13 protein-coding genes are annotated in these 12,603 nt (G+C 71.2%); 9 read left to right on the top strand and 4 right to left on the bottom strand.

The genetic code is table 11. From position 1 onward, the window contains the following. Positions 1 to 415 precede the first annotated feature (415 nt). Complete coding sequence (holA, locus tag CRP27_RS04035; RefSeq protein WP_097179409.1) at positions 416 to 1,435, top strand: DNA polymerase III subunit delta; 1,020 nt, start codon at positions 416 to 418, stop codon at positions 1,433 to 1,435. A gap of 223 nt (positions 1,436 to 1,658) precedes the next feature. On the opposite strand, the gene rpsT is transcribed toward holA, so the two are convergent. Next, positions 1,659 to 1,919 (bottom strand): 30S ribosomal protein S20, encoded by a 261-nt coding sequence (gene rpsT, locus CRP27_RS04030; protein ID WP_022905736.1) that lies wholly within the window; start codon positions 1,917 to 1,919, stop codon positions 1,659 to 1,661. Between the two features lie 192 nt (positions 1,920 to 2,111). On the opposite strand from rpsT, the gene CRP27_RS04025 reads away from it, so the two are divergent. Continuing rightward, positions 2,112 to 3,278: a pyridoxal phosphate-dependent aminotransferase gene (locus CRP27_RS04025; RefSeq protein ID WP_097179408.1), complete on the top strand. Its 1,167-nt coding sequence runs from the start codon at positions 2,112 to 2,114 to the stop codon at positions 3,276 to 3,278. A 210-nt stretch (positions 3,279 to 3,488) separates the two neighbouring features. Further along, a complete protein-coding gene (gene lepA, locus CRP27_RS04020) occupies positions 3,489 to 5,336 on the top strand; it encodes a translation elongation factor 4 (protein WP_097179407.1) in 1,848 nt (615 codons plus the stop codon). 149 nt (positions 5,337 to 5,485) lie between these two features. Here the strand turns inward: lepA and CRP27_RS04015 are convergent, their stop codons facing one another. Then, a complete protein-coding gene (locus CRP27_RS04015) occupies positions 5,486 to 5,770 on the bottom strand; it encodes a hypothetical protein (RefSeq protein WP_141399682.1) in 285 nt (94 codons plus the stop codon). A 335-nt stretch (positions 5,771 to 6,105) separates the two neighbouring features. Between CRP27_RS04015 and CRP27_RS04010 the strand changes: the two genes are divergently transcribed. Beyond that, positions 6,106 to 6,753, top strand: coding sequence for a DUF1990 family protein (locus tag CRP27_RS04010; protein ID WP_079235750.1), 648 nt, complete (start codon positions 6,106 to 6,108; stop codon positions 6,751 to 6,753). Here the strand turns inward: CRP27_RS04010 and CRP27_RS04005 are convergent. Further along, the gene (locus CRP27_RS04005; RefSeq protein WP_101685996.1) at positions 6,750 to 7,460 is read right to left on the bottom strand and encodes an HAD family hydrolase; all 711 of its coding nucleotides are present in this window, start codon (positions 7,458 to 7,460) and stop codon (positions 6,750 to 6,752) included. The genes CRP27_RS04010 and CRP27_RS04005 overlap by 4 nt on opposite strands. A 28-nt stretch (positions 7,461 to 7,488) precedes the next feature. Between CRP27_RS04005 and hemW the strand changes: the two genes are divergently transcribed. After that, the gene (gene hemW / locus CRP27_RS04000; RefSeq protein WP_097179404.1) at positions 7,489 to 8,706 is read left to right on the top strand and encodes a radical SAM family heme chaperone HemW; all 1,218 of its coding nucleotides are present in this window, start codon (positions 7,489 to 7,491) and stop codon (positions 8,704 to 8,706) included. Between the two features lie 4 nt (positions 8,707 to 8,710). On the opposite strand, the gene CRP27_RS03995 is transcribed toward hemW, so the two are convergent. Continuing rightward, positions 8,711 to 9,118: a DUF4870 domain-containing protein gene (locus CRP27_RS03995; RefSeq protein ID WP_255257419.1), complete on the bottom strand. Its 408-nt coding sequence runs from the start codon at positions 9,116 to 9,118 to the stop codon at positions 8,711 to 8,713. Between the two features lie 107 nt (positions 9,119 to 9,225). Here CRP27_RS03995 and hrcA point away from each other — a divergent pair, with 107 nt between their 5' ends. The 4 genes from hrcA (at position 9,226) to CRP27_RS03975 (ending at position 12,561) form a co-directional block, all read left to right on the top strand. Then, positions 9,226 to 10,245, top strand: a complete 1,020-nt coding sequence (gene hrcA, locus CRP27_RS03990) for a heat-inducible transcriptional repressor HrcA (protein WP_097179403.1) — start codon at positions 9,226 to 9,228, stop codon at positions 10,243 to 10,245. Positions 10,246 to 10,290: 45 nt separating this feature from the next. Then, complete coding sequence (gene dnaJ / locus CRP27_RS03985; protein WP_097179402.1) at positions 10,291 to 11,403, top strand: molecular chaperone DnaJ; 1,113 nt, start codon at positions 10,291 to 10,293, stop codon at positions 11,401 to 11,403. Further along, entirely contained in the window at positions 11,403 to 12,146 is a 744-nt protein-coding gene (locus tag CRP27_RS03980) for a 16S rRNA (uracil(1498)-N(3))-methyltransferase (protein ID WP_097179401.1), read from the top strand. The genes dnaJ and CRP27_RS03980 overlap by 1 nt, the downstream gene beginning before the upstream one ends. Positions 12,147 to 12,207: 61 nt before the next feature. Beyond that, entirely contained in the window at positions 12,208 to 12,561 is a 354-nt protein-coding gene (locus tag CRP27_RS03975; protein ID WP_079235756.1) for a histidine triad nucleotide-binding protein, read from the top strand. The last annotated feature ends 42 nt before the right edge of the window (positions 12,562 to 12,603 follow it).

Below are 12,603 nucleotides of genomic sequence, written 5' to 3'. Positions count from 1 at the left end.
CGAGCCTCGTCCTCCGGACGACCCCGGGAGCCGGGTGTCCGTCGTGCGTGTCGAGCCTGCTCCTCGGCGACCTGGGGGAGACCGCCCAGCGACGCCTCCGTGCAGCGGTTGCCGCCGTCGGGGCGGGCCCCGGCGCCGTCCCGGTCGACCTCGTCAAGGTCGCGCACCACGGATCCGCGGACCAGGACCCGTTGCTCTCCCGCCAGGTCGCCGCAGCAGTCGGCCTGATCGGCGTCGGTGCCGACAACACCTACGGGCACCCGACCCGTTCGGCGCTCGACATGCTCGACGACGCCGGCACCACCGTGTACCGAACGGACCTGCACGGCACGGTGGTCGTGGGGCGCGGCGACGACGGTGCCCTGTGGGTGTGGACGGAGCGGTCGGGGTCGGCGGTCGCCCGTAGGATCGAGGCATGGCCGCCAAGAAACCCGCTCGCGCCGCCGCGAAGATCGACCAGGTGCCGTGGTCGGGGATCCGTCCGGCGCCCGTGGTGCTCGTCACCGGCCCCGAGACGTTCCTGGCAGAGCGTGCGAGCAGCGTGCTCCGTGACCTCCTCGTCGGGGAAGACCCTGCGCTCGAGGTGCACGACCTCGAAGCCGACCAGTACGCCCCCGGCCTGCTGGCGACGCTCGCGAGCCCCTCGCTGTTCGGGGAGCCCCGGCTCGTCCGGGTGACCAACGTCGAGAAGTGCACCGACGCGTTCATCACCGAGACCATCTCCTACCTCGGTGCCCCGGCGGACGACGTCACGCTCGTGCTCCGTCACGGCGGGGGTGTCCGGGGCAAGAAGCTCCTCGACACGATCCGCAGCGGGGTCGGCGGCGGGATCGAGGTGCTGTGCGACGAGCTCAAGCGCGAGACCGACCGCATCGACTTCGTCCAGGCCGAGTTCCGGGCAGCCCGGCGGAAGATCGCGCCCTCGGCGGTCCGCACCCTCGTCGCGGCGTTCGCCGACGACCTGGCCGAACTCGCGGCGGCGTGCCGGCAGCTCCTCGCGGACGAGGCCGAGGAGATCACGGACAAGGTCGTCGACAAGTACTACGGCGGACGCGTCGAGACGAACGCCTTCAAGGTGGCGGACATCGCACTCGCGGGCCGATCGGCGCCGGCGATCGTCGAGCTGCGGCACGCCCTGTCGACGGGCGAGGCCCCGGTCCCGATCGTCGCCGCCTTCGCGAGCAAGATCCGCACGATGGCGAAGGTCAGCGCGTTCCGGGGGCCGAGCGGGCAGGCCGCGTCGGCGCTCGGGATGGCGCCGTGGCAGGTGCAGCGGGCACAGCGGGACGTCGCCGGGTGGAGCGAGGCCGGACTGGCGAACGCCATCATCAGCATCGCCGAGGCGGACACCGCGGTGAAGGGTGGTTCGCGGGATGCCCACTACGCGCTCGAGGTCATGGTCCGCACGATCGCCCGGCGCGGCGAGGCCCGCTGACCCGTCTGCGCCTGGTCGGCGCTGGCCCGAGACTCGCCGGCGCTGGCCCGAGACTCGGGCTGGGCGACGACTCTCGCGCTTCCCCGGCCGAGAACCGTCGCTCACAGCGAGACTCGCCAACGCCCGCCGCCGACGCCCGCCGCCCGGCGCCGCGCCCGCGGCCCCACACACGACGAAGGCCCCGCACCGATCGGTGCGGGGCCTTCGTCAGCAGGTCAGTGCGTCAGAGCGACGCGACCTTCTTCGCGATGGCCGACTTGCGGTTCGCGGCCTGGTTCTTGTGGATGACGCCCTTGCTCACGGCCTTGTCGAGCTTCTTCGAGGCGAGGGTCAGGGCCGCTACGGCCTTGTCCTTGTCGCCGGCGACGACGGCCTCGTTCGTGTGACGGATGACCGTCTTGAGCTCCGAACGGTAGGCCTTGTTGCGCTCCTGGGCCTTGAGGTTGGTCTTGATGCGCTTGATCTGCGACTTGATGTTCGCCATGTGTTGCTCCTGTTGTCTCTGACGGGTGGCCGCGACCGCTGGGTAGAGGGGCCCTTGGTCGCATCGCGTTCCACCCGTGGGCGACGGAACGCGGAAGTCCAGCCAGCTACATTACCAGGCCGACCGGGCTGGACCAAAGCACCGAAACGCCGGGAAACCGCGCCGCAACACGGATTCGCTACCGTGACGAGCATGCCATCCCTCGCGCCCCGGATCGAGACCGTGCCCGCCTCCGGAATCCGCCGGGTGTTCGAGCAGGCCGCGGTCCTGCAGCAGGACGGGATCGACGTCGCGATGCTCGTCATCGGTGAACCCGACGTCCCGGTCGCCCCGCACATCGGCGAGGCCGCCCGCCGCGCCTGGTCGGAGGACCGCACGGACTACACGCCGAACGGCGGCATCGCACCCCTCCGTGCGGCCATCCGCGAGAAGCTGCGCCGCGAGAACCGCATCGAGGTCGACGTCGAGCAGATCTGGATGACCATCGGAGCGACCCAGGCGCTCTTCCAGGCGATGACGCTCGTGCTCTCCCCGGGCGACGAGGTCCTCGTGCCGGACCCGGGCTACACGACCTTCACGATGAACGCCCACATCATCGGGGCGACGCCCGTGCCGTACCAGCTGTCGCCGGCCCACGGCTTCGAGCCCGACCTGCAGGCGCTCGAGGCGAGCATCACCGAACGCACGCGGGCGATCGTCGTGAACTCGCCGTCGAACCCGCTCGGCTCGGTGTTCGGCGAGCAGACCCTGCGTGACCTCCTCGCCCTCGCGAAGCGGCACGACCTCTGGGTGATCAGCGACGAGGTCTACGAGTACTTCACCTACGGCACCCGGCACGTCAGCCTGGCGAGCCTCGACGAGGACGACCGGGTGTTCACGGCGTTCTCGCTGAGCAAGACGTACGCGATGACGGGGGTGCGCGTCGGGTACCTCGTCACGCCGAAGGGGCTCGGCCCGGTGATGCGCACCACGCAGGAGGCGATGATCAGCTGCGTCGCCGAGCCCGACCAGTGGGCGGCACTCGCGGCGATCGTGGGGGACCACTCCGCGGTGCAGGACGCCCGCGAGCACTACCGCGCCAACCTCGGCGTCGCGAAGGACGTCCTCGACGCCGCCGGCATCCGCTACCTCGACCCGCGTGGCGCCTTCTACCTCTGGGTCGACGTCTCGCACGTCTCGCAGGGCGACGTCGCCGAGTGGGCGCTCGGGTTCCTGCACCGCGAGCGGGTCGCGGTCGCACCGGGCAGCGCGTTCGGCCGCACCGGGGAGGGCTGGATCCGCGTCTGCCTCGCGGCGACGCCGGCGGACCTGCGGCGCGGCCTCGGCGCGCTGCCGACGCCGGCACGCGAGCGCGTGTAGACACCGGCCTGGAGGCACGGCGCGCGTCCGCCACGCCTCGCACCGTGCGAGGTCGGCCAGGCATCGTGCGCGGTTCCGATCAGTGTGCGAGGTCGCGTTAGTGCCACGGTGCGTGGAACCTCGCACGCTGCGGACGGGCGGCCCGCGGTGCGCGCCGCCGGCGCGCGGACGTGGGACAATCGTTCGACCGTCCGACCCACCTGAGGAACCGTGAGCCCACAAGCATCCGCGCCGCTCGAGCCCGCCGCGACTCCGGCCGAGTCGATCCGCAACTTCTGCATCATCGCGCACATCGACCACGGCAAGTCCACGTTGGCCGACCGCATGCTGCAGATCACCGGCATCGTCGAGGACCGCGCGATGCGTGCCCAGTACCTCGACCGCATGGACATCGAGCGCGAGCGCGGCATCACGATCAAGTCCCAGGCGGTGCGCATGCCGTGGGAGCTCGACGGGCAGACCTTCGCGCTGAACATGATCGACACGCCCGGACACGTCGACTTCTCGTACGAGGTGTCCCGGTCCCTGGCCGCGTGCGAAGGTGCGATCCTGCTCGTCGACGCCGCGCAGGGCATCGAGGCCCAGACGCTCGCGAACCTCTACCTGGCGCTCGAGAACGACCTCGAGATCATCCCGGTGCTCAACAAGATCGACCTGCCAGCGGCCGAGCCGGACAAGTACGCCGCCGAGCTCGCGCAGCTGATCGGCGGCAAGCCCGAGGACGTCCTCCGCGTCTCCGGCAAGACCGGTGTTGGCGTCCCCGAGCTCCTCGACCGCGTGGTCCGCACGGTGCCCGGCCCCGTCGGCGACGTCGACGCCTCGCCCCGCGCGATGATCTTCGACTCCGTCTACGACAGCTACCGCGGTGTCGTGACCTACGTCCGGATGATCGACGGCACGATCCACCCGCGCGAGAAGGTCCAGATGATGTCGACCAAGTCGACGCACGAGATCCTCGAGATCGGTGTGTCGTCGCCCGAGCCGAAGCCCACGAAGGGGCTCTCGGTCGGCGAGGTCGGCTACCTCATCACCGGCGTGAAGGACGTCCGCCAGTCGAAGGTCGGCGACACGGTCACGACGGCGCAGAAGCCCGCGACCGAGGCGCTGCCCGGTTACACGGACCCGAAGCCGATGGTGTTCTCGGGCCTCTACCCGATCGACGGTTCGGACTACCCCGACCTGCGCGAGGCACTCGACAAGCTCAAGCTCTCGGACGCCGCTCTGGTGTACGAGCCCGAGACCTCCGTCGCGCTCGGGTTCGGCTTCCGCTGCGGGTTCCTCGGCCTGCTGCACCTCGAGATCATCACCGAGCGCCTGAGCCGCGAGTTCGGGCTCGACCTCATCACGACGGCGCCGAGCGTGATCTACGAGGTCACGAACGAGGACAACACCGTGACCGAGGTCACGAACCCGTCCGAGTTCCCCGGCGGTCGGATCGTCGAGGTCCGTGAGCCGATGGTCCGCGCGGCCATCCTCGCGCCGAAGGACTACGTCGGCGCGATCATGGAGCTCTGCCAGTCGCGTCGAGGGTCCCTGCTCGGCATGGAGTACCTCGGCGAGGACCGCGTCGAGATCCGCTACGAGATGCCCCTCGGCGAGATCGTCTTCGACTTCTTCGACCAGCTGAAGAGCAAGACGCAGGGCTACGCGTCCCTCGACTACGAGCCCACCGGTGACCAGGCGGCCGACCTCGTGAAGGTGGACATCCTGCTCCAGGGCGAGCAGGTGGACGCGTTCAGCGCGATCGTGCACCGCGACAAGGCCTACGCGTACGGCACCCTCATGACCGAGCGCCTGCGCAAGCTCATCCCGCGGCAGCAGTTCGAGGTCCCGATCCAGGCCGCGATCGGCGCACGCATCATCGCCCGCGAGAGCATCCGGGCGATGCGCAAGGACGTCCTCGCGAAGTGCTACGGCGGTGACATCACCCGCAAGCGCAAGCTCCTCGAGAAGCAGAAGGAGGGCAAGAAGCGCATGAAGATGGTGGGTCGCGTCGAGGTCCCGCAGGAAGCCTTCATCGCGGCGCTCTCCGGCGACGTCGAGGAGAAGAAGAAGTAGCTCGGGACTGGTCCGCGAGAGCGACACGCTCCGGGCTGGCGGTTTCGGGACGTCCGCCGAAGCGACAGGCTGCCGCGGGATACTGGTGGCAGCCTGTCGCTTTCGCGGACACGTGACCAGGACCCCCGCGCCGGGTCGGGTACCGCCCGCTACACGCGGCGGGCGCGGGTCCGCAAGGCGGACAGTGCGAGGGCCGGGAGGCTCGCGGCAGCCAGTCCGGTCAGTGCGGTCCGCAGGATGACGAGTCCCGCGGCCGCGTCGTAGTCCGCCTGCCCGGCAGCGGCGAACCCGGCCACCACGGCACCGATCACCATCGCGAGCATCGTGAACCCGAGCACCACGGACAGCCCGCGCGCCCGGTGCCGGCGCACCGCGAGCACGAGTGTCGCGCCGAACAGCAGGACCCCGGCTCCCGCACTGCACGCCCCGAACACGGCGATCGCGTTGGCGGTGTCGACACGTCCCAGCCGCTCGGCGGCGCGGACACGTACCGGGCGGGGGAGTCGAGGCCGGCGGTGGCCCACTCGACCGCGGCGCGGGCGGTGGCGGCGAGCCCGAACGCCGCGAGCGTCAGGACGGCGAACGCGGCCGTCGTGCGGTCGACGGACCGCGTACGGGCGGGGGTGGAGTGGGGCACGGACCAAGGGTAGGGGCGTGGCGGACGCGTGTCGGGCCTCCAGTTCGGGGTGCGCGGAAAGCGGATCGCGGCGCGCGCCACTGCGTCGACCTCGGTTCGATCGTGAGCACCGCCGGCAAGTAGGCTGACGGCATGAGTTCCCGCGGCAGCTACCGGACCGCCCTGACGTACGGAGCCGTGGGTGCGACCCAGGCGTCCGACCTCATGACGTACCCGCCGGAGGGGTTCACCCCGACCGAGTCCCGCGCCCGGATCGGGCACGGCGACCAGCGCTTCGAGACCGCGGTCACGCAGGCCCTGACCTGGCAGATCCAGGAGCGCAGCGGCATCCGCGTGCAGGTCGAGGACCAGCCGGACGACGACGAGGTCCGCTACAACCCGGTGACCTTCGACGAGGCAGGGGTGCCCATCGCGCCCGCCTCGATCGGGACGCCTCGGGTGGAGAAGTTCGCGCCGGACGGCACCCCGCTGCTGACGGCGGGCACGAGTGCGACGCTGACGATGCACGCGTTCGGGCAGACCGTGCACGCGCCGGTCCGGGTCGTGTCGATCATCGACGAGAACGACCGCAAGGGTTTCGCGTACGGCACGCTCGAGGGGCACCCGCTCTCCGGCGAGGAGTCGTTCGTCGTCGAGCGCACGCCGGACGGTTCGGTGTGGCTGCAGATCCGGCAGTTCTCGCAGCCGTCGAGCCGGAAGTGGCAGTTCGTCGCGCCGCTGCTGCGTCGCCAGCAGAAGGTGATGGCGGAGAAGTACCTCGGGGCCCTCCGCGGCGACTAGGACCGTTCGTCGACCGGACGCAGCGGGGGGAGCGCCGCGATGGCGTCCTCGATGAGTGCGGCGTCGTCGACGCAGTTCCGGGCGATCGTCACGGCGCCGGTGGCCCGCAGCGACTCGACGTCGTAGACCCCGGTGGCCACGGCGAGGAACGGGATCCCGACGGCGTCGGCGGCCTCACCGTCGCGCGGGGTGTCCCCGACGATGACGGCACGGGTGCCAGCCAGGGCCGCGGCGGCGCGGGCGGTGACGCCGGTCCGCTCCACCTCGGTGTCACCGAAGTACGAGTGCTCCCAGTCGAACGCGTCGACGTCGAACCCGGCCCCCTGCAGCTTCACGCGGGCGCGGTACGCGGAGTTGCCGGTGAGCAGGCCGTTCCGCCACCCGAGTTCCGCGAAGCGCGCCACCAGCGCGATCGCTCCGGGGGCAGGGCTGCGGTGGTCGCCGGAGCGGTGCCGCTCCTCGGTGAGGTCGCGGAGGTGACCGCTGACGACCGGGATGAGGTCGGTGTCGAGTTCGTGGGCGCGGACGTGCTCCGCGATCAGCCCGGCGTCGGTGCGGCCGTGCTGGTGCCCGACCCGCAGCACGAGGTCGCGGCCCACCGCCCGCTCGAGCGCGAGGTGGTACAGGTTGCCCGGCGACGAGGCGTTCATCACGAGGGTGCCGTCGATGTCCCACAGCACTGTGGTGGGGACGGTGTGGTGCTCCATGCCTCCATCATGACGGACAATGGAGTCCATGCCGAGTGCTCTCCCGATCGCCGACCCAGCGCCCGTGGACGGCCTGATCTCCCCGGCCTCCGACGCGGGCGACGTCCCGTTCGGCGTGTACGTGCACGTGCCGTTCTGCCGGGTGCGCTGCGGCTACTGCGACTTCAACACCTACACGGCGTCCGAGCTCCGTGGGGTGCGACGTGACGACTACGCCGGGCACGCCGTGCGCGAGATCGAGTGGGCGGCTTCCGTTCTCGACGCGTCGGCAGTGCCCCGTCGCCCGGTGTCCACGGTGTTCTTCGGCGGCGGGACCCCGACGATGCTGCCGGCGTCCGACCTCGCCATGATCCTGCGCGCGATCGACGACACCTGGGGGATCGTCCCCGGGGCCGAGGTCACGACGGAGGCGAACCCGGACTCCGTGGACGCCGTGTCGCTGGAGACCCTGCGGGCCGGCGGGTTCAACCGGATCAGCTACGGCATGCAGTCGGCGGTGCCGCACGTGCTCGCGACGCTCGACCGCACCCACGACCCCCTCCGTGTGCCCGGCGTCGTCGACCTCGCGAAGCAGCAGGGCCTCGACGTGTCGCTCGACCTCATCTACTCGACGCCCGGGGAGTCCCTCGACGACTGGCGCGCCTCGCTCGACGCCGCCCTGGCGTGCGAGCCGGACCACGTGAGCGCCTACTCGCTCATCGTCGAGGACGGCACGGCGATGGGGCGGATGGTCGCGCGGGGCGAGTTGCCCGCGCCCGACGACGACCTCGCGGCGGACATGTACGAGCTGGCCGACCAGGTCCTCGGCGACGCCGGCTACTCCTGGTACGAGGTCTCGAACTGGTCGCGTGGCGCCCAGCACGCCAGCCGGCACAACCTGTCCTACTGGAAGGGCCACGACTGGTGGGGCGTCGGCCCTGGCGCGCACTCGGCGGTCGCCGGCACGCGCTGGTGGAACGTGAAGCACCCGGCCGCGTACGCGAACCGGGTGCTGTCGGGGGAGTCGCCGGCCGCCGGTCGCGAGACCCTGGACGACGAGACCCGTTACGTCGAGCGCGTCCTGCTCGCGGCACGCGTCCGTGGCGAGCTCGCCACCGCGGAACTCCGCCAGGAGGCCCGTGGCCGGGTCGCGGGGCTCATCGCGCGTGGACTCGTGGACGGCTCGGCCGCGGTGCGGGGACGGATCGAGTTGACCCTGCAGGGTCGCCTGCTCGCGGACGCGGTGGTCCGCGAGCTGCTCGACTGATCTCCTAGGGCTTGATGAACTCGATGGAGAGCGGGTAGCGGTAGAACTCGCCCCGGTTCGCGGCGACGGCGGCCATGATGCCGAAGACGACCGACAGGACCCCTGCGGCGAGCACGACGAGCCCGCCGATGACGATGATCGTCAGGATCGTCCCGACGACGTACGCGATCGCCATCGTGATGTGGAAGTTCAGCGCGACGCGGGTGTGCTCGCGGATGAACCCGCCGCGGTCACGCAGGACGAGGTACGCCACGAGCGGTGCGATGAAGGTGAAGAAGATCCCGCCGACGTGCGTCAACGTGGCCCAGAGTCGCTGGTCCTCCGGCGACATCGGCTGGGGCGGCTGGTACCCAGCGGGGTACTGCGGTCCACCGGGGTGCTGCGGGCCACCGGGCTGCTGTCCGTAGGTCATGCGGGAAGCGTACCGACCGGGTGTGCAGAAGTCCCGGTCCGTCGGCGGTCGGGCGTAGGATCAGCAGTCGAGACGTCCGAGTGCCAGAACGAGTGGAAGGGGTCCGGGTGGTCAGCGAACGCAGCCTCGAGGTCCTCAAGGCCATCGTGCGGGACTACGTCGCGTCGCGCGAACCGGTCGGCTCGAAGACGATCGTCGAGCGGCACGCCTTCGGGGTGAGTGCCGCCACGATCCGCAACGACATGGCCCAGCTCGAGGACGAACAGCTCATCGCCGCCCCGCACACGTCGTCCGGCCGCGTGCCGACCGACAAGGGCTACCGGGTGTTCGTCGACCACCTCGCCGCTGCCCGGCCGCTCTCCAGCGCCCAGCGGCACGCGATCGAGACGTTCCTCGGGGCGCCGAACGACCTCGACGAGGTCCTCGGCCGCACGGTCCGGCTGCTCAGCCAGCTCACCAACCAGGTCGCCCTCGTGCAGTACCCCTCGATGGTCCGTGCACGTGTGCAGCACATCGAGCTCGTGCGCCTCGGCGACAACCGCCTGATGGTCGTGCTGATCACCGACACCGCCCGGGTCGAGCAGCGCGTGGTCGAGACCGACGTGACGCTCGACGAGGGCGCGCTCACCGAACTCCGCGCGGTCGTGAACGGCGCCACCGTCGGGCTCCTGCTGCAGGACGTCTCGACCGCGCTCCGGGCCGTCCCGCAGCAGATCCGACCGGACGCCCAACCGCTCGCCGGGGTCGTCGTCGCCACGCTGATCGAGCAGGTCGCCGCCAACCGGCAGGACCGCCTCGTGATGGCCGGCGCGGCGAACCTCGCCAAGAGCGAACAGGACTTCTCCGGCGGCCTGTTCCCCGTGCTCGAGGCGATCGAGGAACAGGTCACGCTGCTCCGGTTGTTCGGCGAGATGCAGATCGACGACGTCGCCGTGGCGGCCCGGATCGGCGTGGAGAACGCCGAGTACGGGCTCGACGCCACGAGCATCGTCGCCGGTGGCTACCTGGCACGCGGCGAGGTCGCCCGCCTCGGCGTGCTCGGACCGACCCGGATGGACTACGGCACGAACATGGCCGCCGTGCGCGCCGTCGCACGGTACCTGTCCAAGCTCCTGGGCGAACATTGACCCTGCGGCACCCGCCGCACCGAACCGAAACCGACTGAGGGATACGTGGCAGACCACTACGACGTCCTCGGCGTCCAGCAGGACGCCTCCGATGCCGACATCAAGAAGGCGTACCGCCGTCTGGCGCGCGAGCTGCACCCGGACGTGAACCCGAGCCCGGACGCCGCCGAGCGCTTCAAGGACGTGACGCACGCGTACGACGTGCTGAGCGACCCCGAGCAGCGCCGCCGGTACGACGCCGGACCGCAGGCCGACAGCCCGTTCGGCGGCGGCGCCGGTGGCTTCAGTGACATCTTCGACGCGTTCTTCGGCGGCGGTGGTGGTGGCGGCCGCGGCAGTGGTCCGCGCAGCCGCGCCGAGCGGGGCCAGGACGCCCTGCTCCGCATCGACGTCGACCTCGACGAGGTCGTCTTCGGCACCCACAAGGACGTCGAGGTCGACACGGCCGTGCTGTGCGAGACGTGCAACGGCTCCTGCTGCGCGCCCGGCACGAGCCCCCAGACCTGTGACATCTGCGGCGGTTCCGGCCACATCCAGCGCCAGGTCCGCTCGCTCCTCGGCAACGTCGTGACGAGCGCGCCGTGCGGCACCTGCCGCGGCTACGGCACCGTCATCCCGAACCCCTGCCCGACGTGCCAGGGCCAGGGCCGGGTCCGTGCCCGCCGCACCGTCCCGGTCGACGTCCCCGCCGGGGTCGACTCCGGTCTCCGACTGCAGATGCCCGGCCAGGGTGAGGTCGGCCCGGCCGGTGGCCCCTCCGGCGACCTGTACCTCGAGATCCGGGTGCGGCACCACGACGTCTTCAGCCGCGACGGCGACGACCTCCTCGCCACGCTCGAGGTCGCGATGACGGACGCCGTGCTCGGCACCACGGCGACGATCGACGGGCTCGACGGTCCGGTCGAGCTCGAGATCCGCCCGGGCGTACAGAGCGCCGACGTCCTCGTGCTCAAGGACCGCGGGGTCACGAAGCTGCGCGGCAACGGGCGCGGCGACCTGCGCATCGGCGTCCAGGTCGTGACGCCGACGAAGCTCTCGCACAAGGAACGGCAGCTCGTCGAGCAGCTCGCGAAGTCGCACAAGGCCGCGGCACCGCAGTTGTCGCGGTTCCAGCAGGGCATGTTCGGCAAGCTCCGCGACCGGTTCTTCAACTTCTGATGGCGTCGCTCTACCTCGTCGACTCGCTCGACGGCGTCACGGTCGGCGACACCGTCCCGCTCGACGGGGCAGAGGGACGCCACGCGGTCGCGGTCGCGCGGGTCCGGGCGGGGGAGACCCTGCGGTTGTCGGACGGTCGCGGCACCGTCGTGACCGGGTCCGTGACCGAGCTCGGGCGGGACTCGCTGTCGTTGGCGGTGTCCGAGGTCGCCGTCGACGAGGCACCCTCGCCGACGCTGACGCTCGTGCAGGCGCTCGCGAAGGGCGGGCGTGACGAGATGGCGGTGCAGGCGGCGACCGAGATCGGCGTCGACCGGATCGTGCCGTGGTCGGCCGCGCGCAGTGTCTCCCGGTGGGACGGCGCGAAGGTCGAGAAGGGCCGGACCCGCTGGGCGGCGATCGCGCAGGAGGCCTCGAAGCAGGCGATCCGCTCGCGCGTGCCGGCGGTGGACGCCCCGGTGACGACGGCGCAGCTCGCCGGCGGTGCGGAAGCGGACCCGTCGCGCGCGGTGCTCGTGCTCGACCCCGCCGGGGACGTCCGACTGTCCTCGTGGGAAGCTCCGGCCGACGTCGCCGAGATCGTCCTGGTCGTCGGACCGGAGGGCGGGATCGACGGCTCGGAGTTCGACCGTCTGGTGGCGGCGGGCGCGGTGCGGGTGCGACTCGGCGACACCGTGCTCCGGACCTCGACCGCCGGGCCCGCGGCGCTGGCAGTGCTGCAGACGCGGCTCGGGCGCTGGTAGTCGGCGCGATCGTCCCGGATCGGGAAGGCCCGGCGTCGGTCCCGCGTTCTACGATGGGTCCATGAGCACCAGCACGCCCAGCGTCTTCTCCAAGATCATCGCGCGCGAGATCCCGGCGACCGTCGTCGCCGAGGACGACCGCGTCATCGCGATCGAGGACATCGCACCGAAGGCCCCCGTCCACGTGCTCGTCATCCCCAAGACCGAGGAGTACGCGAACGTGTCCGAACTCGCCGCCGGCGACCCGGACCTCCTCTCCCACGTGGTCGCCACCGCGCAGCGCATCGCCGACGAGCGCGCCGACGGCCAGTTCCGACTCGTCTTCAACACCGGCGAAGCAGCCGGTCAGACCGTGTTCCACGTGCACGCGCACGTACTCGCAGGTGAACTGCAGGAAGGCACCCTTGCCGGCTAACGAACCAGCACCCTCCCCGATCGACCCCGCCGAGCCGGAGTC

It is taken from the genome of Curtobacterium sp. 314Chir4.1 (assembly GCF_900215175.1).
Classification (GTDB): Bacteria; Actinomycetota; Actinomycetes; order Actinomycetales; family Microbacteriaceae; genus Curtobacterium; species Curtobacterium pusillum_A.
This window is presented reverse-complemented; position numbering and strand designations above follow the sequence as displayed.